This window comes from Planomonospora sp. ID91781 (assembly GCF_015711595.1).
GTDB classification, from domain to species: Bacteria; Actinomycetota; Actinomycetes; order Streptosporangiales; family Streptosporangiaceae; genus Planomonospora; species Planomonospora parontospora.
Window position 1 is genome coordinate 3,850,669 of the sequence record NZ_JABTEY010000001.1, and the last position, 23,735, is coordinate 3,874,403.

General features: G+C 72.6%; 22 protein-coding genes. 10 read left to right on the forward strand and 12 right to left on the reverse strand.

Features of this window, described 5'->3' with window-relative positions; translation table 11 throughout:
- Positions 1-37 precede the first annotated feature (37 nt).
- Entirely contained in the window at positions 38-1,021 is a 984-nt protein-coding gene (locus HS048_RS17445) for a GlxA family transcriptional regulator (protein WP_196467502.1), read from the forward strand.
- Here HS048_RS17445 and HS048_RS17450 read toward each other — a convergent pair.
- Both HS048_RS17450 and HS048_RS17455 read right to left on the reverse strand, forming a co-directional pair.
- On the reverse strand, positions 1,018-2,052 hold the full coding sequence (locus HS048_RS17450; protein ID WP_191896822.1) for a LacI family DNA-binding transcriptional regulator: 1,035 nt from the start codon (positions 2,050-2,052) through the stop codon (positions 1,018-1,020). The genes HS048_RS17445 and HS048_RS17450 overlap by 4 nt on opposite strands.
- Positions 2,049-2,984 carry a helix-turn-helix domain-containing protein gene (locus HS048_RS17455; protein WP_230881706.1) on the reverse strand — a complete coding sequence of 312 codons (936 nt, stop codon included), beginning with the start codon at positions 2,982-2,984 and terminating at the stop codon, positions 2,049-2,051. Before HS048_RS17455 ends, HS048_RS17450 begins: the two co-directional genes overlap by 4 nt.
- Before the next feature lie 167 nt (positions 2,985-3,151).
- Here HS048_RS17455 and HS048_RS17460 point away from each other — a divergent pair, with 167 nt between their 5' ends.
- From HS048_RS17460 to HS048_RS17465, 3 genes are all read left to right on the forward strand, one after another.
- Entirely contained in the window at positions 3,152-4,648 is a 1,497-nt protein-coding gene (locus tag HS048_RS17460) for an MFS transporter (protein ID WP_196467504.1), read from the forward strand.
- Positions 4,649-4,809: 161 nt separating this feature from the next.
- Positions 4,810-4,941, forward strand: a complete 132-nt coding sequence (locus HS048_RS38180) for a hypothetical protein (protein ID WP_255529579.1) — start codon at positions 4,810-4,812, stop codon at positions 4,939-4,941.
- Positions 4,928-5,878 carry a tetratricopeptide repeat protein gene (locus HS048_RS17465; RefSeq protein ID WP_196467505.1) on the forward strand — a complete coding sequence of 317 codons (951 nt, stop codon included), beginning with the start codon at positions 4,928-4,930 and terminating at the stop codon, positions 5,876-5,878. Before HS048_RS38180 ends, HS048_RS17465 begins: the two co-directional genes overlap by 14 nt.
- A gap of 114 nt (positions 5,879-5,992) precedes the next feature.
- Here the strand turns inward: HS048_RS17465 and HS048_RS38185 are convergent, their stop codons facing one another.
- Positions 5,993-6,985 carry a polysaccharide deacetylase family protein gene (locus HS048_RS38185; protein ID WP_255529580.1) on the reverse strand — a complete coding sequence of 331 codons (993 nt, stop codon included), beginning with the start codon at positions 6,983-6,985 and terminating at the stop codon, positions 5,993-5,995.
- Between the two features lie 185 nt (positions 6,986-7,170).
- On the reverse strand, positions 7,171-8,160 hold the full coding sequence (locus HS048_RS17475) for an LLM class flavin-dependent oxidoreductase (protein WP_196467506.1): 990 nt from the start codon (positions 8,158-8,160) through the stop codon (positions 7,171-7,173).
- A 185-nt stretch (positions 8,161-8,345) separates the two neighbouring features.
- Here HS048_RS17475 and HS048_RS17480 point away from each other — a divergent pair, with 185 nt between their 5' ends.
- Both HS048_RS17480 and HS048_RS17485 read left to right on the forward strand, forming a co-directional pair.
- On the forward strand, positions 8,346-9,224 hold the full coding sequence (locus HS048_RS17480) for a TIGR03619 family F420-dependent LLM class oxidoreductase (protein WP_196467507.1): 879 nt from the start codon (positions 8,346-8,348) through the stop codon (positions 9,222-9,224).
- A 31-nt stretch (positions 9,225-9,255) separates the two neighbouring features.
- A complete protein-coding gene (locus HS048_RS17485; protein WP_153054541.1) occupies positions 9,256-9,702 on the forward strand; it encodes a nuclear transport factor 2 family protein in 447 nt (148 codons plus the stop codon).
- Between the two features lie 22 nt (positions 9,703-9,724).
- Here HS048_RS17485 and HS048_RS17490 read toward each other — a convergent pair whose 3' ends face one another.
- The 4 genes from HS048_RS17490 to HS048_RS17505 all read right to left on the reverse strand — a co-directional run bounded on the left by HS048_RS17490 (position 9,725) and on the right by HS048_RS17505 (position 13,867).
- A complete protein-coding gene (locus HS048_RS17490) occupies positions 9,725-11,365 on the reverse strand; it encodes a GMC oxidoreductase (protein WP_068901983.1) in 1,641 nt (546 codons plus the stop codon).
- Between the two features lie 201 nt (positions 11,366-11,566).
- The gene (locus HS048_RS17495; RefSeq protein WP_068901833.1) at positions 11,567-12,067 is read right to left on the reverse strand and encodes a carboxymuconolactone decarboxylase family protein; all 501 of its coding nucleotides are present in this window, start codon (positions 12,065-12,067) and stop codon (positions 11,567-11,569) included.
- The gene (locus HS048_RS17500) at positions 12,064-13,143 is read right to left on the reverse strand and encodes a dihydrodipicolinate reductase (RefSeq protein ID WP_196467508.1); all 1,080 of its coding nucleotides are present in this window, start codon (positions 13,141-13,143) and stop codon (positions 12,064-12,066) included. Before HS048_RS17500 ends, HS048_RS17495 begins: the two co-directional genes overlap by 4 nt.
- Before the next feature lie 64 nt (positions 13,144-13,207).
- A complete protein-coding gene (locus HS048_RS17505) occupies positions 13,208-13,867 on the reverse strand; it encodes a class I SAM-dependent methyltransferase (protein WP_191896834.1) in 660 nt (219 codons plus the stop codon).
- Positions 13,868-14,047: 180 nt separating this feature from the next.
- On the opposite strand from HS048_RS17505, the gene HS048_RS17510 reads away from it, so the two are divergent.
- From HS048_RS17510 to HS048_RS17520, 3 genes are all read left to right on the forward strand, one after another.
- On the forward strand, positions 14,048-15,118 hold the full coding sequence (locus HS048_RS17510; protein ID WP_196467509.1) for a sigma-70 family RNA polymerase sigma factor: 1,071 nt from the start codon (positions 14,048-14,050) through the stop codon (positions 15,116-15,118).
- Between the two features lie 210 nt (positions 15,119-15,328).
- A complete protein-coding gene (locus HS048_RS17515) occupies positions 15,329-16,747 on the forward strand; it encodes an MFS transporter (RefSeq protein WP_196467510.1) in 1,419 nt (472 codons plus the stop codon).
- Positions 16,748-16,840: 93 nt separating this feature from the next.
- Entirely contained in the window at positions 16,841-17,173 is a 333-nt protein-coding gene (locus tag HS048_RS17520) for a DUF5713 family protein (RefSeq protein WP_307832521.1), read from the forward strand.
- A 235-nt stretch (positions 17,174-17,408) separates the two neighbouring features.
- Here HS048_RS17520 and HS048_RS17525 read toward each other — a convergent pair whose 3' ends face one another.
- Positions 17,409-17,912 carry a hypothetical protein gene (locus HS048_RS17525; RefSeq protein WP_196467511.1) on the reverse strand — a complete coding sequence of 168 codons (504 nt, stop codon included), beginning with the start codon at positions 17,910-17,912 and terminating at the stop codon, positions 17,409-17,411.
- A gap of 248 nt (positions 17,913-18,160) precedes the next feature.
- Here HS048_RS17525 and HS048_RS17530 point away from each other — a divergent pair, with 248 nt between their 5' ends.
- Positions 18,161-19,576: a hypothetical protein gene (locus HS048_RS17530; protein WP_196467512.1), complete on the forward strand. Its 1,416-nt coding sequence runs from the start codon at positions 18,161-18,163 to the stop codon at positions 19,574-19,576.
- Between the two features lie 150 nt (positions 19,577-19,726).
- Here HS048_RS17530 and HS048_RS17535 read toward each other — a convergent pair whose 3' ends face one another.
- The 3 genes from HS048_RS17535 to HS048_RS17545 all read right to left on the reverse strand — a co-directional run bounded on the left by HS048_RS17535 (position 19,727) and on the right by HS048_RS17545 (position 23,718).
- A complete protein-coding gene (locus tag HS048_RS17535; protein WP_196467513.1) occupies positions 19,727-21,952 on the reverse strand; it encodes a glycosyl hydrolase family 18 protein in 2,226 nt (741 codons plus the stop codon).
- Positions 21,953-22,111: 159 nt separating this feature from the next.
- Entirely contained in the window at positions 22,112-23,017 is a 906-nt protein-coding gene (locus HS048_RS17540; RefSeq protein WP_196467514.1) for a helix-turn-helix transcriptional regulator, read from the reverse strand.
- Positions 23,018-23,244: 227 nt separating this feature from the next.
- On the reverse strand, positions 23,245-23,718 hold the full coding sequence (locus HS048_RS17545) for a hypothetical protein (protein ID WP_068901815.1): 474 nt from the start codon (positions 23,716-23,718) through the stop codon (positions 23,245-23,247).
- Between the last annotated feature and the right edge of the window lie 17 nt (positions 23,719-23,735).

Here is a 23,735-nt window from a genome sequence, read left to right on the forward strand (position 1 = left end):
CATCGGTCCCGACCGGGGTGAGTGCTAGGAATAGCACATGGCGCAAGGATCCTCGCACGCCGCCCGCACGGCGGGCGCGCACCGGGTCGTCGTGATCGTGGACGAGAACTCCAACCCCTTCGAACTCGGCTGCGCGACCGAGATCTTCGGCCTGCGCAGGCCCGAGATCGGGCGCGATCTCTACGACTTCCGCCTCTGCTCCCCTGAACCGCGCACCCTGATGAGGGACGGGTTCTTCACGCTCACCGGAGTCGCCGGCCTGGAGGCGGCCGACTCGGCGGACACGCTGATCGTCCCCAACCGTCCCGACGTCGAGGTGCCCCGTCGCCCCGCTGTACTCGACGCCGTCCGGCGGGCACACGCGCGCGGCGCCCGCCTGGTCGGCTTCTGCAGCGGTGCCTTCACCCTGGCCGAGGCCGGGGTGCTCGACGGACGCCGGGCCACCGCCCATTGGCAGTGGGCGCACTCCTTCCAGGCCCGCTTCCCTTCCGTCCGGCTCGAGACCGACGTGTTGTTCGTGGACGACGGCGACGTCCTCACGGCCGCGGGGAGCGCGGCCGCGCTCGATCTCGGCCTGTACATCGTCCGCCGTGACCACGGCGCGGAGATCGCCAGTTCGGTGAGCAGGCGGCTCGTCTTCGCCGCGCACCGCGACGGCGGGCAGCGGCAGTTCGTGGAGCGCCCCGTGCCCGACCCGCCGGACGAGTCCCTGGGGTCCGTCCTGGCCTGGGCGCAGGAGCGGCTGGACGCCCCGCTCACGGTGGCCGATCTCGCGGCGCACGCCGCGGTCAGCCCGGCGACACTGCACCGCCGCTTCCGGGCGCAGCTGGGCACCACGCCGCTGGCGTGGCTCACCGGGGAACGGCTCGCCCTGGCCTGCCGGCTGATCGAGCGGGGCGAGCCGCGCTTCGAGATGGTCGCCCGGCGCAGCGGGCTGGGCACCGCCGCCAATCTGCGTGCGCTGATGCGCCGCGAGATCGGGCTCACTCCCCTGGAGTACAGGCGCAGATTCGGTCTCTAGCGCTTCGGGGGAGCGGTGCTGCTGCGGACGACGAGCTCCGTGGCGAACTCGAGGCGGTTCCGCTGCAGGGGATCGCCTTCGGCGAGCGTCACCAGCATGGCGGTGGCCGCCGCCGCCATCTCGGTGAGCGGCTGGCGGATCGTGGTCAGCGGCGGGATGGCCCATCGCATCGACGGCATGTCGTCGAAACCGATGACGCTCAGGTCGTCGGGGACGCGGAGGCCCAGCTCGTGCGCCGCGTGGTAGACGCCGATGGCCTGGCCGTCGTTGCAGGTGAAGACGGCGGTGGGCGGATCGGGCAGGCGCAGCAGCCGGCCGGTGTGCGTCAGGCCGTCCTGGATCTGGTAGTCGCCCTGGCAGATGAGGTCCTGGTCGACGGGCACGCCGGCCGTGTCCAGCGCGGCGCGGTAGCCGTCGAGCCGTGCGCGGCTGGACAGCGCGTGGGCGGGGCCCGTGATGATCGCGATCCGCCGGTGCCCGAGCTCCAGCAGGTGGCGGGTGGCCGAGAGCCCGCCGTTCCAGTTGCCCGCCCCGACCGAAGGGACCCGCTGGCCGTGGTCGCCGAGCGGGTCCAGCAGGACGAGGGGGATCTCCCGGGTGGTGAGTCTGTCGCGCTGAGCCTCGGTCAGGCTGGAGAAGACCGCGATGACGCCGGTCGGGCGGCGGTTGAGCACGTCCTCGATCCAGTCGTTCCCCGGGGTGTGCCGGCCTTGCAGCTCGGAGACCGCCACGGCCAGGCGGTGCTCGTGCGCGACCTGGCCGACCCCCTTGATGATCTCCGTCGGGTAGTCGCCCGCGAGCTCGTGGAAGACCAGCTCCACGACGGCGGCCGGACTGACGCGCCGCCGTTGCCTGCGGTAACCGTGCTCGCGGATGAGGTCTTCGATCAGCGCGCGGGTCTGCGGCGCCACCGCGGAGCGGCCGTTCACCACTTTCGAGACCGTCGCGGTGGACACTCCCGCGAGCTCGGCCAGCTGGGCCAGGGTCAACGGTGCGGGGCCGGATGCGGCCGGCTCGTCGACAACGGTCATGATGGCAGTCTAGTCGGCGGGGCGCCGGCGGCCCCGGCCTCGCTCCGGCCGCGGCCGGGTGACGCGTCCGGTTCCCGCACCGGCTCGAAGCCGGGCGCGGAGAGGCTGAGAAGGCGCAACGCGGACTCGGAGGGCGAACCCGGTTCGGCGCTGTAGGCGATGATCCGCTGCCCGAGGTCTCCGGGGATGAGAAGGTTCTCGAAATGCAGCTCCATCGGGCCGACGACCGGGTGGTGGAAGTGCTTGACCCCCGAGGTGCACGTGCGCACCGGGTGCCGGGCCCAGCGCGCGGCGAACTCCTCGCTCCGGATGACGAGCCCGCCGACGAGCTCGGCCAGCCCGCGGTCGTCCGGATGGCGTCCCGCCGCCAGGCGCAGGGAGGCGACGGCGAGCGTGGCCTCCTCGGACCAGTCCGGGTAGAGCTCGCGGAAGTGCTCGTCGAGGAAGAGCATCCGGGTCAGGTTGGGCCGCGCGGCCGGGCCGCCGGGAGCGGCGGGGTCGAGGTGACCGGCGAGCAGCGCGTGGCCGAGCCGGTTCCAGGCCAGGATGTCGTTCCTGCGGTCCAGCACCAGGGCGGGCACCTCGGTCATCGCGTCCAGCAGCCGCCGGGCCGAGCGGGTGGCGTGCTCGGGCCGGGGTGAGGCGGGCCGCGCGGACGCCGGCGGCCGGGCCAGGCGTTTGAGATGGACCGTCTCGTCCTCGGTCAGCCGCAGGGCGCGGGCCAGCGCGTCGAGCACGGAGTCGGAGGCGCCCGCCGCCCGCCCCTGCTCCAGGCGGGTGTAGTGGGTCACGCTCACCCCCGCGAGCATCGCGAGTTCCTCGCGGCGCAGCCCTGACACGCGACGGCGCGTGCCGTACGCCTTGAGTCCCAGTTCCTCCGGGCTCAGCCGGGCCCGCCGGTTCTTGAGGAAATCACCCAGTTCGCTCTTCATGTCCACGGGTTCCATGATGCGCGCCGGGAACCGCGGAGAGGCGGCGGAAGCCTGGTCATGGAATGACCACCCTCGCGGACACCGGCCTGCGCCCGGTCCTGGCCGGCCGCGGGGGGACCGATGAGTCTTCTCCCGTCACGGCAACCGAGAGAAGGGCCTCACCGATCATGTCGATCGCCGACACCACCGACACCGCCGAACTCACCGACACCGCCGACGCCGCCGGGACCGCGCGCGCCCCCGGCGCCGGGGACGCACCGCCGGGTGCGCCCCGGAGACTCACTCCGCGGCTGCTGCTGGTGCTGGTCCTCCTGCTGGCCGCCCAGTTCATGCTGGCGGTGGACTTCTCCATCCTCAACGTGGCCCTGCCGGTCATCGGTGAAGGACTGGGATTCCCGCTGGCTCACCTGCAGTGGGTCGCTACCGCCTTCGCGCTCTGCGCCGCCGGGTTCACCCTGCTGTTCGGCCGGCTGGCGGATCTCTTCGGCCGCCGCAGGATCTTCCTGGGCGGGCTCGCCGTACTGGGCGCCGCCTCGCTGATCGGAGGCCTGGCACAGAGCCCGGAAGTACTGATCGTCGCCCGCGTCCTCCAGGGGCTGGCCACCGCGGCGGTCACCCCGGCCGGGCTCTCCCTGCTGACCACGTCCTTCCCGGAAGGCCCGCTGCGGGAGCGGGCGCTCGGCCTCAACGGCGCGCTGATGTCGGCCGGTTTCACCACCGGGGCCGTCCTGGGCGGGGTGCTGACCGACCTGCTCTCCTGGCGGTGGGCGTTCTTCGTCAACGTGCCGGTGGCCGTGCTCGTGCTCGCCGCCGCCCCCATCGTGATCAAGGAGTCCAGGCCGGCGAGCAGGCCCCGGCTGGACGTGCCCGGCGCGGTCAGCGTCACCCTCGGTCTGCTCGCCGTCATCTTCGGCCTCACCCAGGCCGGGGAGCACGGCTGGGGCACGGCCGGGGCCCTCGTCCCGCTGGCCGCGGGCGGACTGCTGCTGGTCGTGTTCCACCTCGTCGAACTCCGGTCGGACGCGCCCCTGGTGCCCCCCGCGGTACTGGGCAGGCGGACGGTCGCCTGGGGGAACGTCGCCGGACTCATCGCGTTCCTGACCGAGACGTCGCTGGTCTTCCTGCTGACGCTCTACCTGCAGAACGTGCTGGGCTTCTCGCCGCTGGCGGCGGGGCTCTCCTTCGGGGTGCTCGGAGCTGGCACCGTCGTCGGCGGCTCGATCGCGCCGCGGATCATCGGCAGGATCGGCGCCCGCTCGGCGCTCGTCACCGGAGGGCTGGTGCAGGCGGTCTTCACCGTCGCCCTGCTCGGCCTGGGGGACGACCGCTCCTGGATGTGGCTGCTGCTGGCCGCCACCTTCGCCGGCGGCGTCGGCAACATGCTGGTCATCGTCGGATTCATGATCACCGCTACCTCCGGCCTGCCCGACCACGAGCAGGGCCTGGCGACCGGTCTGGCCACCATGACCCAGCAGGTCGGCATCACCATGGGCACTCCGATCATGAGCGCGATCGCCACGTCGGCGATCGCCGGTACCTCCGCGTCGGCCGTGCTCGGTGGACTGAAGGCGGCCATCGCGGTGAACGCCGCCCTCGTGCTGCTGGGAGTCCTCACCAGCCTGCTCCTCCTGCGCGAGCGGGCCGGTGGATGTGAGCGCCGATAATCGCTGACGTCGTGACGCGGCGACGGATTTCTCCGGGACGATTCGCGACCCGGGCCTCACGCGGCTGTCGATGCCCGCGGCGGCGCGGCAGCCGTCTCCAAGTGGGCCGCAAGTCCGGCGGATCACGATGTCCGCGGAGTTCCCCGACGGAAGGAGCAGACATGCGGATGATCAGAAGGATGGGGATGCTGGCGGTCGCGCTGGCCGTACCGCTCTTCGTCGTGCTGATGAGCGGTACGGCGGAGGCCATCCGCATCGCCAACCACTGCGAACCGCCCCTTGACGCCGACTGAGCGGTTCGTACGGCGCCGCCGGATCCGGGTGATCCGGCGGTGCCTGCTCCGCGGGGGCTACTGCTGCGAACGCGGCTGGTACGCCGAGGGCGAGCGATGGGCCCGGCGGGCGGGCCGGGTGCTCCGCCGGACGGACCCCGCCGGCCGGGCCCCGCTCCTGGTGGAACTGGCGACGCTCTGGCACGGGCTCACCCGGTACGCGGACGCGTACGGGTGCGCCCGCGAAGCGGCGGAACTGCTGCCCGGGCTGCCTCCAGGTCCGGGGCGCGACGGGCCGCTCGCCGACGCACTGGTCCGGATGGGCGACGTCGGCCGCAGGCAGGCCCGGTACGGCGAGGCCGAAGGACACCTGCGCCGCGCGCTGGCCCTGGTGGACGGGGCCGACCACGCGCGGGGGGCGGCCGTCCGGCTGGCTCTCGGGGTGCTGTGCAAGGAGACCGGCCGTCACGACGAGGCCGGCGCCCGGTACCGGGAGGCGCTGCTCCTGCTGGAACGGCACGGCGGGGACCCCCTGATGGAGGCCGACGCCCGGCACAACCTGGCGGGGCTGGCGCACGCCCGGGGCGTCCCCGGCGGCGAGGGGCACGCCAGAGCCGCGATCGGGCTCCGGAGCGGAGTGCTCGGCCCCGCCCACCCGCAGGTGGCCGGAGACCTGGCGGTGCTCGGCGCGGTGCTCGCGGCCGAGGGCAGGCACGACGAGGCCGAGGAGACGCTGCTCCGGGCCGAGGCCGTCTTCCGCCGGAGTCTGGGAGCCGACCACTACGAGGTGGCGGTGTGCCTGGTGAACCTGGCGTACCTGGACGCACTTCGGGGCCGTGCCCGGGAGGCCGGGCGGCGGTACCGGGAGGCCCTGCGCATCAAACGCCTTGCGCTCGGCGACGACCATCCGGAGGTGGCGCGCCTGGCGGCGGCGGTGAGGGGCCGGCCGCCGTCCTGAGCCGCGCCGTCAGGGGAGGGCCGGGTGCGGCCGGTGACCGGGCCCGGCCGGTGCGACGCGGCCCCCGGTGCTGGTCAGCGCCGGTCAGTGCCGGTCGGTGACGGTCGGTGACGGTCAGCGCCGGGAGCCGGGCGCGTCCCGCCGGCCGCCGTAGGCGAGTCTCGGCGGTTTCCCGCCGAACAGCTCGCTGACGGTGACGAACCGGTAGCCACGTGCGGAGAGGCTCTTCAGCACCTTCGGGATCGCCTTCACCGTCGTGGGGTGGATGTCGTGGAACAGGATGACGGCCCCGGGAGCCGTCCCCTTGATCGCCCTGCGTGCCACCGCGGAGCTGTCTCGGTGCCTCCAGTCCTCGGTGTCCACGCTCCACAGGACCACGGGACGCTTCGTCTGCCTGCGGACGGCGGTGTTGTGGGCGCCGTACGGCGGCCGGACGGTCTCCGGCGTGACGCCCGCCGCCCTCTCGACGGCCCGGTCGGTGCGGGCCAGGTCGGCGCGGATCGCGGCGGCCGGCAGCCTGGTGAGGTCGTGGTGGGACCAGGTGTGGTTGCCGATCTCGTGCCCGGCCTCGACCGCCCGCCGTACCACGCCGGGGTTCTCCGCGACGTTCCGGCCGACCACGTAGAAGGTGGCGCGGGCGCGGTACGCCGCGAGGTGGCGCAGCAGCGTGCCGGTGTACCGGCCCGGACCGTCGTCGAAGGTGAGCGCCACGCACTTGATCCGTCGGCAGTCGGCGGGCGCCTGGGCGGCGGACGTCTGGACGGCGGGCTTCTGTGCGGGTACGGCGGGCGCGGCGGGTTCCTGTGCGGGGACGGCGGGTTCCTGCGTGGGGACGGCGGGTTCCTGCGCGGGGGCGGCGGGCGGGGGCGGAGTCCCCGGTACGGGAGAGGCGCTGCCCGGGGACGACGGCCGTGCGGTGGGAACGGGGGGCGCGGTCGGGGCGGCGCCGGCCGTCCCGGCCGCGGCGGAACCGGTTCCCTGGCCGGCGGCGCACACCGCCGTCAGGACGGCCGCGACGAGGAGTCTCGCGGAATCCCACCGCGTTCCCGCCCGCACCGGCCGGCGCCGCCGCGCCGTGCTCTTCGTCGACTCCCCGGTGAACCGCATCCCGCACGCTCCAGCTCTCCGGAACGGCATCGGCGCCCCGGTGGAGCCGGACCGTTCCAACGGGTTCGACAACCGCTGCGCGCATATGGTTCGGAACGAATTCGCCGCCGTGCGGTGCTCTCCTGGCGGTGTTCTCCGGGCGGTGGCGCGGGAGCCGGAACGCCGTCCCGCGGAGCGCCCCGGCGTCAGGCGGGGGCCAGGCCGTACTCCTTGGCCAGCAGTTCGAGGGAGCGCAGCCAGGCCTCCCTGCCGGGGGCCGCGGAGACGACGATCAGCTCGTCGGCCCGGGCGTGCTCGGCGAACCGTCCGAGGTACTCGGTCACCTCGACCGGGGTCCCGACGGCCGAGTACCTGGCCATCTGCAGGATCTGCCGCCCGGCCGGGGAGGCGAGGACCAGGTCGGCCTCCTCCGGCGTGAACGCCCGGCCCCGCCCGAGGAACAGGTTCACCCGCCTGCGCTTGGCCTCCAGGAACTGCTCCTGCGCCTCCTCCGAGGTGTCCGCCGCGATGACGTTCACCCCGGCGATGACGTACGGCTCCCGCAGCTGCGCGGACGGGGTGAACTCGCGCCGGTAAACCTCGACGGCCTCCTCCAGGGCGTCCGGGGCGAAGTGGGAGGCGAAGGCGTACGGCAGCCCGAGCGCGGCGGCGAGTTTGGCCCCGAACAGCGAGGAGCCGAGGATGTAGAGCGGCACGTCGGTGCCCTTGCCCGGGGTCGCGTCGACACCGGGGATCCGGGACTCGCCCGTCAGATATCCCTGCAGCTCCAGGACGTCCTGCGGGAACCCGTCGGCCGCCGCCGGGGTGCGGCGCAGGGCCCGCATGGTCTGCTGGTCGCTGCCCGGCGCCCGGCCGAGACCGAGGTCGATGCGACCGGGGTGCAGGGTCTCGAGGGTGCCGAACTGCTCGGCGATGGTCAGCGGGGAGTGGTTGGGCAGCATGACGCCGCCGGCGCCGAGGCGGATCGTCCGCGTGTGCGCGGCCACGTGCGCGATGAGCACGCTGGTCGCCGAGGACGCGATGGACGGCATGTTGTGGTGCTCGGCGTACCAGATCCGCCGGTAACCCCACGCCTCGGCGCGCTGCGCCAGCGTCACGCTGGCGCGGAAGCTGTCCCCGGCGGTCTCCCCCTCACCGATGTGGGCCAGGTCGAGGATGGAGAGCGGGACGGTCATGAAGGGGCGCCTTTCACCGGGCGGGGAGGAGGGGCCGATCCGGTCCCGGGGACCCCCGCCGCCTCGGGACACGGTCTGCAACAGCGGCGGCGGAGCGGTTATTTCCGGAGCGCCGGAAGGCCGCACGGGCGCCCCCTTCCGGAGCGGGCATTGAACTATAACGTGTTCTATTGTTATCTGGGCTCATGCGGTTCACCTATGCCGAGGCCATGACCGACCCGTCGTACCACCTGCCGCTGGCCCGGGCCGCCGAGGCCGCGGGATACGCGAGCGTCAGCGTGGCCGACTCCCTGGTCTACCCGGAGGAGTCCGAGGCGGGCTATCCGTACACCGCGGACGGCGACCGGGCGTTCCTGGAGGACAAGAGCTTCGTCGAGACGTTCGTCCTGATCGCGGCCATGGGGGCGGTGACCTCGACGATCCGGTTCACGCCGTTCGTGCTCAAGCTGCCGGTCCGCCCGCCGGTGCTGGTGGCCAAGCAGGCGGGCTCGATCGCCTTCCTGACCGGCGGCCGGCTGAGTCTCGGCGTCGGGCTCAGCCCGTGGCCCGAGGACTTCGCGGCGATGGGGGTCCCGTGGGCGCGGCGCGGCCGGCGGATGGACGAGGCCATCGAGGTCGTCCGCGGCCTGACGGGCGGCGGCTACTTCGAGTACCACGGCGAGTTCTACGACCTGCCTCCGGTGAAGATGTCCCCGGTCCCCGCCGAGCCGATCCCGATCCTGGTCGGCGGGCACAGCGAGGGGGCGCTGCGCCGGGCCGCCCGCCTCGGCGACGGCTGGATGCACGGCGGGGGCGACGCCGCCGAGCTGGACGCGCTGCTGGCCAGGCTGGCCGCCCTGCGCGCGGAGTACGGCACCGCCGACCGGCCCTTCGAGATCCACGCGATCTCCGCCGACGCGTACACGGCGGACGGGGTCAGGCGGCTGGCCGACAAGGGCGTCACCGACCTGGTCGTCGGCTTCCGGAACCCGTACGTCAAGGGCCCGGACACCGAACCGCTGAGCAGGAAGATCGAGCACCTGGAGCGCTTCGCCGAGTCGGTCATCGCGAAGAGCGTCCCTTGATGATTTCCGATAACAGGTTACAGTTTTTCGTGTGAGTGATTCCGCCGCCGTCATCTGGGACGCGCCGTACGGTGACCACCCCGCGCGCCGGGCCGCGCGCTCGTCCATGGCGGCCGTCGCCGCCGGGCGCAGGGAGGACTGGCTCGGGCTGTTCGCGCCGGACGCCCTGGTGGAGGACCCCGTCGGGCCCTCGATGCTGGACCCCGGGGGGGAGGGGCACCGCGGCCGCGACGGGATCGGGCGGTTCTGGGACGGGAACATCGGCTCGGTGCGCGGGTTCCGCTTCCGGGTCGCGGACTCCTTCGCCAACGGGCCGTGCTGCGCCAACGTCGTCTCCATCACCATGACGCTGGACGGCGGCGCGGTCATGACGGTCGACTGCGTGATCGTCTACACCGTCGACGAGTCGGGGCTGATCACCTCGCTCCGCGCCCACTGGGAGCCGGAGCGCGCGCTGGCCACCCTGACCGCGCCGTAGTCCCGTACGTGCCGGACCGCCGTCACAGGTCCGTGGCGATGATCCTCTCGATGTTCCGTTCGGCGAGCGCCGTGATGGTGACGAACGGGTTGACGGTGGTGTTGCCGGGGATCAGCGCGCCGTCGACGACGTACAGGCCCGGGTAGGCGGTGAGCCTGCCGTAGTTGTCGGTGGCCCTGTTCAGCACCGCGCCGCCGAGCGGGTGGTAGGTGAGGTGGTCGCCCCAGATCTTGTAGACGCCGAAGAGGTCGGTCCGGTAGATGGTCCCCTCCCTGGAGTTGATCCTGTCGAAGATGGTCCTGGCCATGTCGATGGACGGCCGCTTCCAGGAGGCCTGCCAGTTCAGGTCGACCCTGCCCGCCGCGGCGTTCCAGGAGAACTCGGCGCGGTGCGGGTTCCTGGTGATGGACAGGTAGAACGAGGCGAAGGTCTCGATCCCGGTGGGCAGCGGCGCGACCTCGGCGAACGCGCCGCCGGCGGCCCAGTTGTCGATACCGGAGCAGGGGATGGCCGACTGGAGGGCGCCGGTCGGGTCCCACAGGTGGTTGGCGCGGCCGCACATGACGTTGCCGTTGTCGCCCCAGCCCCTGCCGATCTCGCCGTTCAGGCCGGGCAGCACGCCGGTGGCCTTCAGCCTGACCAGCAGCTTGCTGGTGCCGACGCTGCCGGCGGCGAAGAACACCCTGTCCGCGGTCACGGTCTTGACGGCCGTGGTGTCCCCGGTGGTGTTCAGCTGGTCGATGACGACGGTGTAGCGGCCGGCCGCGGGAGCGACCGAGGTGACCCGGTGCAGCGGTGAGACGGTCACCCTGCCGGTGGCCCTCGCCCGGGCCAGGTAGGTCTGCTGCAGCGACTTCTTGCCGTGGTTGTTGCCGTAGAGGATCTCGCCCGCCAGCGCCGACCTGGGAACGGTCCCGGCCGCCTCCTGCTCCATGTAGTCCCAGTCGTACACGTCCGGCACGAAGACGAACGGGAAGCCGGAGCGCTGGGCGTGCTTGCGGCCGACCCGGGAGTACTGGTAGCAGGCGGTGGAGTCGAACCAGGCCGGGTCGACGGTGCCGACCCCGAGCCCGGCGTTGGCGCGCGGGTAGTAGACGTCGTACATCTCGTCGGCGTCCACCGACGGCAGGACGGCGCCGAAGTTCTCCCGCTTGGGGGTGACCGCCATGCCGCCGTTGACCAGCGACCCCCCGCCGACTCCGCGGCCCTGGTAGACCGTGATGCCGCCGAACTCCTCGGCGTCCAGGATGCCGGTGTGGCGGGGGATGTCCCGGTCGATCGGGAGGCCGAGGAAGTAGTTGAGGGGGGCCTTGGTCCGGGTGCGCAGCCAGTAGGACCGGTAGTCCGGTTCGCGCGTGTTGCAGAAGATCTTGCCGTCGGAGCCGGGGGTGTCCCAGGCCATGCCCATCTCGATCATGTGCACGTCGACGCCCGCCTGGGCGAGACGCAGGGCGGCGACGGAGCCGCCGTATCCGGTGCCGATCACCAGCGCCGGGACGTGGGCCCCGGAGGCGATCGGGGCGGCGGCGCGGGCGGTCTCCGCCCGGGCCGCGGTGGCGCGCCCCGGAAGGGCCGCGATTCCCAGGACGGAGCCGGTTCCGGCGATGAAGCCGCGGCGGGAGATGCCGCTGGAGACGGGGCCGTCCGGGGCGGTGCTGCTCATGTTCGGTTCCTCACCCTCGACGAAACGAGACCGGTCGTGCATGTCGCGCGGCGGGCCGCTCCGCGCGCGGAGGCGGCTCGGGCGCGTTCGCCTATACGTGAGCGCCGGGTCAGGGCGTGTGTCGCTCGGGTGTCGGTCGTTCGGGGCCTGGGCCGGGGGCGGGGGAGCCGGGGTGTCCGCCGCTCGGGGGATCCGGGGCGTCTACCGCCGGGGAGACGGCGCGGAGCCGCCGGGCAGCACGCACACGGTGTCCAGGCCCAGCACGTGGTTGAGCCTGCCGAACGCCAGCCAGGCGCCGATGCTCATGCTCAGTTCCACGATCTCGGTCTGGCTGTAGTGCGCGGTCATCCGGGTCCAGAACGCGTCGTCGAGGCCGTGGTGGTCCAGGGCGTACCGTTCGGCGTACTCGGCGGCCAGCCGGGTGCGGTCGTCGAAGGCGCCGGTGGTGCGCCAGGCGGCCACCGCGTCGGCGAACCCCTCCTCGACCTTGTGCCCGTCCCGCTCCGTCCGCCAGTCGAGGCAGAAGGCGCACCCGTTGATCTGTGCGATCCGCAGCCGCGCGGCCTCGAACTCGCGGAGCCCCAGGGTCGTGTGAGCGTACACCGACAGCGAGAAGTGCGAGGCGGCGGCTCCGATGCCGGGGACCATCTCGCCCCACACGTACGCGATCGGGTCCTTGCCCTCGGGGACGTCGATGTTCACGGCCGTTTCCTTCCGAGCCTGCCGGTCGCGGGGCGCAGCGGGACGTCGAGCGCGTCGTAGAGCCCGGGTTCCGCCTCCAGGAGCCAGTCGACCGCGCCCACCAGCCGGCCGACCGCGGTGGCGTTCCCGCCCGCGGACCGGTTCCCGCCCTCGTCGACGGCCTCGACCGTGACCTCGATGCGGGGGCGGCCCTCGATGATCACCCGGTGCGCCCCGGCCCCGTCGGGCGGTGTCGGCCAGTCCGGCGCGCAGGACGGGTGGATGCGGGTGACGTGCTCGACGACGATGAGGGGCTCGCCCCCGACGACGCCCTGCACCTCGAACCGGACCGCGCCCTGGGTGCCGGCCTCGAACGCGCCCATCGACGCGGTGCGCACCGTGGCGTCGAGCGGGCGCCGCTCCACGGTCTCACGGATCTCGTCGAGCTCGACGCCGAGTCCCCGGGCCATCAGCCGTACCTGCCCGCCCCAGACCATGGCCGGGACCGTCGGCGCGATCATCGGCGGCTCGTAGTCCATCGGCTGGCCCATGCCGACCAGGTAGCGGACCGAGTCCGGCTGGTCGTAGGTGGAGTAGTCGAAGATCTCCTGGCAGCGGACCGCGTCCACGACGGTGCCGAGCCCGCTGATCAGCAGGGGCAGCACGTCGTTGCCCCAGCCGGGGTCGACGCCGGAGACGAACAGCGAGCCGCCGCCGTCCGCGATGGCGGACAGCACCGGTTCCCGCAGCTCCGGCGGGGCGTTGCGCTGGTCGTAGAGCGCGTACACCGAGGGGGTGACGACCACGGCCCCGGCCCGGATCGCCCGGGTGATGTCGGCGAGCGCCCCGTCGGGGCGGATGTCGCCGGACGCCGCGTACACCACGGCCCGGGGGCGGGTCGCGAGCACCGCGCCGGCGTCGTCGGTCGCCACGACCCCGAGGTCGTGGCCGAGTCCGCCGAGCTCGCCCGCGTCCCGGCCGACCTTGCCGGGGTCGTGGACGATCACGGCCGTGAGCTCCAGCGCGGGATGGGCCTCGACGGCGCGGATGGCCGCGCGGCCGACGTTCCCGGTTCCCCAGACGATCGTGGACGTCATGGACGGAGCGTAGCAAGCGCTTGGTTTGATGTGTACGGCACCGCGGGGATTCCGGCCGGTCGCTTCAGGACTCTGGCGAACAGGTGAGGGTGGCGGGGCGGGCGCTTCCCCGGACGAAGAAGGACATCGGCGTCCGCACCCGGGGGAACACGAAGCGCTCCAGGTCGGTGATGGTGAATCCGGCCTGCTCGATCAGCCCGGCGGCGTCGCGCCCGGTGTGGCAGCCGCCGGCCAGGCGGGGCCAGACGGTGGCGTCCAGCAGCCGCTGCACCCGGGCCATCCCGGCCGAGCCGGCGCGCACGTGTTCCAGGAAGCGCAGTCGCCCGCCGCCGGCCAGTACCCGGCGCATCTCGGCCAGTCCCGCGTGCGGGTCGGGCAGCGAGCACAGCACCAGCGCCGCCACCGCCGCGTCGAAGGCCCCGTCGGCGGCGGGCAGGTGTTCGGCGAGGCCGTCGGTCACCTCGACCGGGACCGGCGCCACCGCGGCGGCGGCACGGGCCAGGCGGCGCAGCCGCGGTTCCGGCTCGACCGCGAGCACCCCGGTGACGGCCGGAGGATAGTGGGCGAAGTTCAGCCCGTTCCCGGCCCCCACCTCGATGACCCGTCCGGACAGGCCCGCCAGCAGCGCCCGGCGGTGTGCGGCCAGTCCTCTGTCCTCCACGACCCGGCTGAGCCGGGCGTAGCAGCGGGCGAAGAGCGGATGGTGCACTTCTGCGGTGGTCATGCCGTCCTCATTCCCGCTCACCGCCGGTTCACCGGACGCGGTCCCCGCCCGAGACGCCCCGGAGCGCCGCGAGCGTCTCCCGGGAGCCGGTCGCAGCGCCATCGACGCGCACCGACCACTTTCCGGCCCCGGTGGTGTCCTATCCATCCGAGAAGGAACCGCAGAAGAGAAGGAGTCGACATGCCAGGAACCCCGCCGGCCGGGAAGACCGGTGCCTCGGCCCATGACCGGCGCCCGGCCGAGGATCTGCTGGCGCTGGCGCGGGGAGGAGACGGTGAGGCGTTCCGCGAGCTCGTCGAGCCGTACCGGCGTGAGCTCCAGGTGCACTGCTACCGCATCCTCGGCTCGGTGCAGGACGCCGAGGATCTGCTGCAGGAGACGCTGCTGGCGGCGTGGCGCGGGATCGGCGGCTACGAGGAACGCGCGTCGGTGAGGACGTGGCTCTACCGGATCGCGACCAACCGCTGTCTCAACGCCCTGCGGACCGGCACCCGCCGTCCGCACGAACACGCGGCCCGCCGACCGGAGATCCCGTTGCCCGAGCCGTCGCACCACCGGGCGGAACCGAGCTGGCTGGAGCCGTACCCCGATGTGCTGCTCGACGGGATCGCCGATCGCATGCCCGGGCCGGAAGCGCGATACGAGATCAGGGAGTCGGTGTCACTGGCGTTCCTGGCGGCGCTGCAGCGGTTGCCGCCGAAGCAGAGAGCCGTACTGGTGCTACGGGACGTGCTGGGATTCCGGGCCGCCGAGGTGGCCGGCATTCTCCGTACGACCGAGAACGCGGTGACCGGTGCACTGAAACGGGCACGACGCGGACTGGACGACGAACTACCGGGTCCTGGACCGGAGAGCGCCCCGCTGCCGGACTCACCGCGGGAGCGCCGCATCGTGGCCGGCTTCGTCCGGGCGTTCGAGGCCGGAGACGTCGACGCCATCGTGGCCCTGCTGACGGACGACGCGTGGCTGACCATGCCGCCGCTGCCGCTGGAATACCGGGGCCCGGACGCCATCCGGAACTTCCTGGCCACGGTCGCGTTGCGCGACGGCCTGCGATACGCGCTGATCGCGACGCGGGCGAACGGCCAACCGGCGTTCGGCTGCTACCTGCGCGACCCGCGGACGCCGATCCTGCACGCGCACGGAGTGCTCGTGCTGACCCTCACCCGCGACCGGATCACCGCGCTGACGCGGTTCCACGACAACTCGTTACTGGAGGTCTTCGGACTCCCGCGATCGCTCCGCGCATGATCGGTCGCGCGGAGACCGGAGGTCCGGCGCGCGTATCCGGCGGCCCGCCCGCGGAGCACGCCCAGAAAGCCGTGCGCGGAAAGCCGTGCCTGGAAAGCCATGCGCAGAAGCAGACGGCGGACCCGCAGGATTCCGGCGAACGGCGTCCGGCCGCGTGTCCGGAGAAGACCCGAGCAGAAAGAAGAAGCGGTGAGAGGTGACAGCGGACGGATGACGTCCGAGCAGGCATGGGTGCTGGGCATCGCCTCACTGGCGTCGTTCATGATGGCCCTGGACAGCCTGGTCGTGACGACGGCTCTCGGCACGATCCGGCAGGATCTGACGGCGTCGCTCGAATCACTCGAATGGACCGTCAACGCGTACAACCTGACGTTCGCGGTGCTGCTGCCGACCGGAGCGGCACTGGGTGACCGGTTCGGCCGCCGCAGGATGTTCGTCGCCGGACTGGCGGCGTTCACCGCCGCGTCGGCGGCCTGTGCGCTGTCCCCGAACATCGCCGCCCTGGTCGCGGCCCGGGCGTTGCAGGGCGCCGGTGCCGCGCTGGTACTGCCGCTGTCGCTCACCCTGATCAGTGCGATGTTCCCCCCGCGGCAGCGGGGCCGGGCGATGGGGCTGTACCTGGGCGTCACCGGTCTGGCGACGTTCAGCGGCCCGTTCGTCGGCGGGGTCGTCTCCGAAGGCCTGGCCTGGCAGTGGATCTTCTGGCTGAACCTGCCGGTCGGGGTGGTCGCGGCCCTGCTCGCGGCTCGGCGCATCGGCGAGAGCCTCGGCCCGAACGGCCGGCTCGACCTGGTCGGGGCCGCGCTCGTGACCCTGGGTGCTTTCGGCGTCGTCTGGGCGCTGGTCCGCGGCAACGCGGCGGGCTGGGGCAGCGCGGAGGTACTGGGCGCGCTGCTGCTCGGTGTCGCGCTGGTGATCGTCTTCGTGCTCTGGGAACGACGTGCGAAGACTCCGATGCTGCCGATGCGGTTCTTCAGGTCGAGGGCGTTCGCCACGGCCAACCCGGCGAACTTCTGCGTGTTCGCCTCGCTGTACGGCACGATGTTCTTCCTCGCGCAGTATTTCCAGACCGTGCACGGTGAAGGGCCGCTCGGTGCCGGCCTGCGGCTGATGCCGTGGACCGGGACGCTGATGGTGTGCGCGCCGCTCGCCGGCCGGCTGGCCGACAAGGCCGGCGAGCGGGCGTTCGTGGCCGGAGGGCTGCTGCTGCAGACGCTGGGCATGGGCTGGATCGCCGTGGTCGCCGGCACCGGCACGGGCTACCTCGAAATCCTGCCCGCGCTGGTGATCGGCGGTGCCGGACTGACCATGGCCATGCCCGCGGCGCAGAAGGCGGTGGTCGGCGCGGTGCGGCCCGAGGAGATCGGCCAGGCGTCCGGCGTGTTCATGACGCTGCGGATGTTCGGCGGGGTGTTCGGCACCTCCGTCACGGTCGCCGTCTTCGCGGGTGCCGGAGGCTACGCGTCGGCCGAGGAGTTCAGCGACGGGTTCTCGGCGGGGATGGGCACCGTCGCCGCCCTCGCGTTCATCGGCATGCTCGTCGCGCTGGGCATGCCGGGCAGGCGGCCGGCGACCGCACCGCCGCAGGCGGTGAGCGCCGTGCCCGGGGTGGACGCGCCCAGCCGCTGACCCGGTCTGTCGTACCCTGGTATCTCTCAAGATCTCGACTTCGGGAGTCGCCGTATCGGTCCACGCAGCGAAGGGGAGACCACAGTGCCGCCGGTGAATCAGCAGGTGCTCGGCCACGCGTTTCTCAAGGGGATGTACGACGACGCGTACTTCCCCGATCACGTCGTGGACCGGGGCAGAGCGGTCCTGCTGGGGCTGTGTGAGCGGATCGAGGCCGAGCAGCCGCCGGACCTGGCGGCCCTGTACGCGCTCACGGAGGTCGCCACGCAAGAGTTCAACGCGCTGGAGGCGGAGTTCGAGGCGGTCGGCAGCGAGATCGAGACCGTCGCGCGAGAGGTGATCGCCGAAGACTTCTGTTTCGTGGCCGCCGCATACGGGTTCGCGGAGGCGGACGTGGAAGAACTGATCGCCGCTCGCGACTGGTGAATCGCTCCGGCTCCGGTGGAGCCTCGGCGTCAGGTCGCGAACAGGGCGACGGAAACGTATCCGGAGAAGGGGTGTACGGAAGCCGGCTGTACGCAAGCCGACCCTCCGGCGGATGCCCCCGATCATGAACGGTGAACGAGCGTGACCTGCGGGAACGCTGTCCCATAGGGGTGATCCGGTGGGCTGCCCGAACCGGCGGGTCGGCTTCGCGCGGTCTGTCCGCCCGATGGAAGGATCATGCGTAGTAGGTGTAGAGCGGCTTCCAGGTTCCGGCGTACAGGCAGGTGAGGGACGGCTTGGCCGCCTTGGCCCCGGCGCACACCTTGAGCTCGACGTGGTAGACCTTCTTGTGGGAGAACGCGAACTTCAGCGGCTTGCCGTGGGTGCAGGTGCGGTAGCTGCGCTGCTTGAGGGTCACCCCGCCGGTCGCGTCCGCGGTGGAGACGCGGAAGACGGCCCAGCCGCAGGTCGAGGAGCCGACGGTGAGGTCGGTGACGCTGCCGGTGACCGTGACGCGGTCGGCGGGCTTGCCGGGATCGTCCTTCGCGGTGGCCGTCAGCGAGCCGGCCGCCTTGGCTCTGCGGCCGGCGGCGTGATGGGGGCCCCACTGGGCGGCAGCCTGCGCGGCGCGCGCGTCCGACGTGCCCGTGGCGGGACCGGCGGTGGCGTGGGCGGCGGCGGGAGCCAGGACCATGGCGCCGGCGATGGAGAATCCGGCCAGGGCGCGAGCGGTGTTCATGGTGAATCCTTTCCGTCTGCTACTGGGCACAGCGTGCGACGGACCGCTTTCACCCGGCTTGAAGGCGGGACTGCAAGCGTTGGAGTCAGGGTTGCAGGCGGCTTGCCCGGGTGGCAGGCCGACCCGGGGCGAGGGCGCCGTCCGGCGTGCCGGTATGCGACGCTGAAAATGTGCCGGACTGGACATATCACTCTCTACGCCCTCTGGCGGCGGCCGTCCTGGGGCGGCGACGGTCGCAGCGGGCGGCGTTGCGGGCCTTGGCCGCGCTGACCTCCCTGCCCGGAGGGGCGAGGCTCGTCGCGGGACTGTTCGACCATCCCCGCCCGCCTGCGGAGACGGCGCGGCGGCTCGGCGCGGCCGTCCCGGTCGAGGTCGCCCGCGACGCGATCCGGGCGCTGCCCGTCCAGGGCGCCGGGGTCATCGAGATCGGGCCGGTCACCCCGGCCGACGTGCCGCAGGTACGGCGGGTCGTCGCCGGCCGCCGCTGCCAGGTGATCGTCCGGGCGTCCACACCCGAGGTGGCGGCGCAGCTCGCCCCGTACGCCGACCGGGTGGTCACCGGGGACGAGCCGGATCTGATCCACCTGGTCGATCCCGCCATCGCGCCTGCCGCGGCGGCGCTGGCAGACCCGGACGTGACGGTGCTGGCCGCACCCGCGGTGCTGGTGGCCGCGGGACCCGGCTGGTTCCAGCGGGTCATCGAGGCGGTGACCCCGACCGAGCCGCCGGGCGGGCTACGGGAGATCACCGCAGATCCGCGGCGCTGGCCGCAGTGGTGGTGGGGCCTGCTCGTCGGGCTCGGCATGATCGGTGCCGGGCTCGGCGCCGCCCTGATCACGATCGGGCCGCTGCTGCTCTGGTACGACAAGGGCTACCTCGGCATGGACCGCCGCCACCTCGACGCCGTCAACCAGAACCTGGCGCCCTTCCTGCAGCACGACCGGATCACGATGGCCGGCACCATGGTCGCGATCGGCGTGCTGTACGCCGGGCTGGCATGGGGCGGCCTGCGGCAGGGGTGGGTGTGGGCCCGCAAGGCGTATCTCGTCTCCGGCCTGGTCGGCTTCTCCACCCTGTTCTACTTCCTGGGCACCGGCTTCGTGGAGCCTCTGCACACCGCGGTCACGGTGGTGCTGTTCCCGATGTTCCTGCTGGCCACCTGGCGCAGGCCGATGCCGCCCCGGTGGAGGGTCCGTCCGGAAGGCCCGGAACGGCTGCGGCGGCGCGCCCTCATCGGGCAGCTCCTGATGATCGTTGTCGGTCTCGGGCTGCTCGCCGGGGGAGCCGTCGTCTCCGTCGTGGGCCTCACCGAGGTGTTCGTCCCCGCCGACCTGACGTTCCTGGGCACCGACGCCGGCCACCTGCACGCGGTCAACCCCCGGCTGGTGCCGTTCGTCGCCCACGACCGCGCCGGTTTCGGCGGCGCCCTCATGGCCGCCGCGCTGGCGGTCACCCTGCTCGGCCTGTGGGGCTGGCGCCGCGGCGAGTCGTGGGTCTGGTGGTCGCTGGCGGCGGCCGCGGCCGCCGGGTTCCTGCCCGCGGTCGTCGTGCACATGATCATCGGCTACACGGACTTCGTGCACCTGGCTCCGGTGTATCTGGGAATCGGCCTCACCGCGCTCGCCCTCACCCTGGCCCGACCCCACCTGTGCGCCCGGCGGTAGGGGGCGGGAGGGTCCCGCGCCGCTGACGGCGACCGCGCCGGACCGGTACGGCGCGGGCGGGGTTCGTGGAGCCGGCACGTTCGGGGAGAACGGGCCGGTCACCGTCCCCATCGGCGGGAACGGTGACCGGCGTGACGGACGATGTCCTGCCTATCCGAGACCGGTCTTCATCGCGTTGATCAGCTCGCCGCCGGTGGTGTCACCGCTCAGCTCCCAGAAGAACGCGCCGCCCAGGCCCTGGTTCTTGGAGTAGCCCATCTTCCCCCCGATGGTGGCCGGGGTGTCGTAGCTCCACCACTGGTTGCCGCAGTGGGCGTAAGCGGTGCCGGCGACCGTGCCGGTGGCCGGGCACCTGGTCTTGAGGACCTTGTAGTCCTCGATGCCCTGCTCGTAGGTGCCGGGGGCGGGACCGGTCGCGGTGCCGCCGGGGGCGGCCTGGGTCACGCCGGTCCAGCCGCGGCCGTAGAAGCCGATGCCCAGCAGGAGCTTGCTCGCCGGGACGCCCTTGCTCTTCAGCTTCTGTATGGCGGTGTCGCTGTCGAAGCCGGTGATCGGGATGCCGTTGTAGGTGGTCAGCGGGGAGTGCGGCGCGGTCGGGCCCTGAGCGGCCCAGGCGCCGAAGAAGTCGTAGGTCATGACGTTGTACCAGTCGACGTACTGGGCGGCGCCGGCGTAGTCGGCCGCATCGATCTTGCCGCCGGAGGTGCCGTCGGCGGTGATGGCGGCGGTGACCAGGCTGCCGGAGCCGAATTCGGCGCGCAGCGCCGCCATCAGGTTCCTGAGCGCGGCCGGGCCGCTGGTGTCGCAGGTCAGGCCGCAGGCGTTGGGATACTCCCAGTCGATGTCGATGCCGTCGAACACGTCGGCCCAGCGCGGGTCCTCGACCAGGTCGTGGCAGGACTTGGCGAACGCGGCCGGGTTGGCCGCGGCCTGCCCGAACCCGCCGGACCAGGTCCAGCCGCCGAAGGAGTACAGGATCTTGATGTTCGGGTGGGCCTTCTTGAGCTTGCGGAGCTGGTTGAAGTTGCCGCGCAGCGGCTGGTCCCAGGTGTCGGCGACGCCGTCGACGCTCTGGTCGGCGGTGTAGGCCTTCTCGTAGTCGGCGAAGCCGTCGCCGATGGTGCACCGGCCGCCCTGGACGTTGCCGAAGGCGTAGTTGATGTGGGTCAGTTTGGATGCCGAGCCGCTGGTCACGATGTTCTTCACGTGGTAGTTGCGGCCGTAGGCGCCCCAGTTCGTGAAGTAGCCCAGCAGCTTGTTCCCGCCGGTGCCGCGCTCCGCGGTGGTGACCTTGATCTCGTTGCTGGAGTCGGAGCGGTTGCCGGCGGCGTCGCGGGCCTTGACCGTGTAGGCGTACTCGGTCTTGGGGGTCAGGCCGGTGTCGGTGTGGCCGGTGCCGGTGACGGTGGCCACGAGGGTGCCGCCGCGGTAGACCTCGTAACCGGTGACCTTGACGTTGTCGGTGGAGGCGTTCCAGGCCAGCGCGACGGTGTCGGCGGTGACGGTGCCGGCTCGCAGGTTGCCCGGGACGCTCGGCTTCTCGGTGTCACCGCCGTCGTCCGCGGTGGTGACCTTGATCTCGTTGCTGGCGGCGGAGCGCTGGCCGGCGGTGTCGCGGGCCTTGACCGTGTAGGCGTACTCGGTCTTGGGGGTCAGGCCGGTGTCGGTGTGGCCGGTGCCGGTGACGGTGGCCACGAGGGTGCCGCCGCGGTAGACCTCGTAACCGGTGACGCCGGCATCGTCGGTGGAAGCCTCCCACGCCAGGGAGACGCTGGTCGCGGAGGCAGCGGTGGAGCGCAGGTCACCGGGGGCGGTCGGCGGGGTGTCGCCGCCGGATCCGGCGGTCACCGAGATCGCCGAGACGGTCGCGTAGTTGGCCCCGCCGTTCATGTTGAACTGCACGTCGAGGGCGCCGTCGGTGACCGTCACCGGGAAGGACTTGTCGCAGGCGGTCAGCCGGCCGCAGGCGGCGAAGATGTCGAAGGCGGTCAGCACGCCGGCGCCCTCGGCGCGGACGTCGAACCTGCGCTGTCCCGCGCCGTTGGCCCAGTCCTCGACCATCTTCAACGTCACCTGGTAGGTGCCGTCGGGCACGTCGAAACGGTAGCCGCTCCAGCCGTTGAAGGTGTTGTAGCTCTGGTAGAGGGAGTCGTCGGCGGTGCCGGCGATCGGGCTGCCGGTCGTGTTGGTCCCGTAGCTCGTCTGGTGGCCCCAGTCGCCGCTGGTGTAGGCCTTGTCGGCGGACCATTGCACGCCCGAGCCGTCGGTGACGGCCGCGCCGCCCGAGTTGACCCGAATCGGCACGGCGGCGGCGCCGTACGCGCCGGGGGCCATGGTGACGGCGGCGCCGAGGGGGAGCGCCATGGCCGCGATCATGGCTAAGAGTTTCAAAGTGAGTCTGTTGCGCACGGCTTCACCTCTCCTGCCTGCATGGGGGGAATGAATTAATAAGAAGCTTTCCTATTAATTCGAGGTGAACGTATCCCCGTGACCATGACCGGTCAAGGTGCGAAATTTCGGGTCAGGTAAGGATTTTCAGCGGGACGGCCACCGCCAGGAGATGCCCACCGCCCCCGAGGACAGGTCGACGGCCGTCAGGTGCACGGTGCCATGCGCGTTCGGCACCAGCGCTCCGGCGTGGCACGGCTCGCCGCCCGGGAGGCGGCGGGTGTAGGAGTGGCACTGCTCGGGCGGCGCCAGCGGATCGAACCGCACCTCGACCAGGAGCTGCCCCACCGGCCGGTGCACGCCGTACTCGTGACCGGTGCAGGGGGCGGGCGGGCGATCGCGGGCCTCCCACGCGAAGGCCCAGCTCTCCCCGCGGCGGAGCACCTGGTCGAACAGGAGCTCCGCGGCCGGTGCCGGTCCCTGCCGCCGGACCTCGCCCAGGCGGCAGTTCTCCAGCGCGAGGATCTCGCAGGTCCGGGGATCCGCGTCCGGAGCGGCGGGGGAGCGGTCCACGTAGCGGTCCACGTAGCGGTCCACCCCGCGCCGGCGGGCCCTGATCAGGGTGCGCGTCCACACCGAGGTGCGACGCCCCGCGGCGTCGATGGTCACCGTCTGGTGCCGGCTGAGGACGGTCAGGTCCTGCTCGCGCGGGCCGGGGAGCGGACCGGGCGGCTCACCGGGCGTCCCGGGCCGCCGGTCCGGTTCGGGGCCGGGCCGCAGCAGTTCGGCCAGCGCCCGTTCGGGGACGCCGAGCACGTGCTCCAGGGCCGCGATCACCTCCAGGGACCGCTCGCCGCCGGGACGCCGGTGCCCCCGCTGCCAGTCGCTCAACGTGGACAGCGCGACGGTCGGCCCGTGCTGGGCGAGACGGGCCCGGATCCGGTCGAGCGAGAGCCCGCTCTCCCGGATGCAGGCCAGCAGGGCGAGGTGGAACGGGCCGGAGCGGAGCAGGGCGTCGCGGTCACCGACGGGCTCGGGGATTCGGCGCGGCATGAGGGCGCTCCTGGGATCGCGGCTGTCGCGCGGCGTCCGGACCACCGCGATCCCGCCCCTCGCCCGGGAACGCGCGCCGGCCGCGCTCTGTGCGGGAGTGAGCGTAGATCGTCGCACCGCCCGCGATCCAGTGCCGGCCGCATCAGGTCCGGCGGGTGCCCTGCCGGAACCGGCCGGAGCCCCGGCCCACCGCGGCTCCCCGAACGCCCCGAAGAAGTCGAAGTCGTTCACCGCCCCACCGGGCCTTCCGGGCGCGTGTCGGCGAGGTAGCCGCCGAGGTCCGGGGCGTCTCCGGCGAACATGTGCCGGACCCATGCGGCCCGCTCGTACTCCAGCGCGGGCAGTTCCCACACGCACCCGGCCCAGCGCCGCGTCTCGGGCACGAAGTTCGAGGGGTCCTCGTCGGGGCACCCGACGGCGGGCTGGCCGGCCGCGGCGGTGTGCACCTCCACCACGTTGTCCCAGGCCCAGGTGTAGACGAGCAGGTAGGCGCCGGTGTCCCCGCCCCGGTGGAGGACGGTCCAGCCGGCCGGGGAGTCGTCGGCGGGGGCGGGGACGAGCGCCGGCAGATATTCGTAGGCCGCCTTCTCGACCTCCGGCTCGATCGGCCTGTCGGGCGTGTCGACGTGGTAGCGCTTGTAGGGGCGGCCGCCGACGGAGATCGGGTCCAGCGGCCGCATGTTCTTCTCGATGAACACCATGGCCGGACCGTACGGCC

Coding starts and splice junctions, on each gene's coding strand:
- HS048_RS17460 (WP_196467504.1), top strand. CDS start 3,152: ATGTCGATCGCCGACACCACCGACACCGCCGAACTCACCGACACCGCC.
- HS048_RS17450 (WP_191896822.1), bottom strand. CDS start 2,052: ATGACCGTTGTCGACGAGCCGGCCGCATCCGGCCCCGCACCGTTGACC.
- HS048_RS17510 (WP_196467509.1), top strand. CDS start 14,048: ATGCCAGGAACCCCGCCGGCCGGGAAGACCGGTGCCTCGGCCCATGAC.
- HS048_RS17505 (WP_191896834.1), bottom strand. CDS start 13,867: ATGACCACCGCAGAAGTGCACCATCCGCTCTTCGCCCGCTGCTACGCC.
- HS048_RS17525 (WP_196467511.1), bottom strand. CDS start 17,912: ATGAACACCGCTCGCGCCCTGGCCGGATTCTCCATCGCCGGCGCCATG.
- HS048_RS17500 (WP_196467508.1), bottom strand. CDS start 13,143: ATGACGTCCACGATCGTCTGGGGAACCGGGAACGTCGGCCGCGCGGCC.
- HS048_RS17545 (WP_068901815.1), bottom strand. CDS start 23,718: ATGGTGTTCATCGAGAAGAACATGCGGCCGCTGGACCCGATCTCCGTC.
- HS048_RS17475 (WP_196467506.1), bottom strand. CDS start 8,160: ATGACCGTCCCGCTCTCCATCCTCGACCTGGCCCACATCGGTGAGGGG.
- HS048_RS17535 (WP_196467513.1), bottom strand. CDS start 21,952: ATGATCGCGGCCATGGCGCTCCCCCTCGGCGCCGCCGTCACCATGGCC.
- HS048_RS17540 (WP_196467514.1), bottom strand. CDS start 23,017: ATGCCGCGCCGAATCCCCGAGCCCGTCGGTGACCGCGACGCCCTGCTC.
- HS048_RS17445 (WP_196467502.1), top strand. CDS start 38: ATGGCGCAAGGATCCTCGCACGCCGCCCGCACGGCGGGCGCGCACCGG.
- HS048_RS17490 (WP_068901983.1), bottom strand. CDS start 11,365: ATGAGCAGCACCGCCCCGGACGGCCCCGTCTCCAGCGGCATCTCCCGC.
- HS048_RS17515 (WP_196467510.1), top strand. CDS start 15,329: ATGACGTCCGAGCAGGCATGGGTGCTGGGCATCGCCTCACTGGCGTCG.
- HS048_RS17480 (WP_196467507.1), top strand. CDS start 8,346: ATGCGGTTCACCTATGCCGAGGCCATGACCGACCCGTCGTACCACCTG.
- HS048_RS38180 (WP_255529579.1), top strand. CDS start 4,810: ATGCGGATGATCAGAAGGATGGGGATGCTGGCGGTCGCGCTGGCCGTA.
- HS048_RS38185 (WP_255529580.1), bottom strand. CDS start 6,985: ATGCGGTTCACCGGGGAGTCGACGAAGAGCACGGCGCGGCGGCGCCGG.
- HS048_RS17455 (WP_230881706.1), bottom strand. CDS start 2,984: ATGAAGAGCGAACTGGGTGATTTCCTCAAGAACCGGCGGGCCCGGCTG.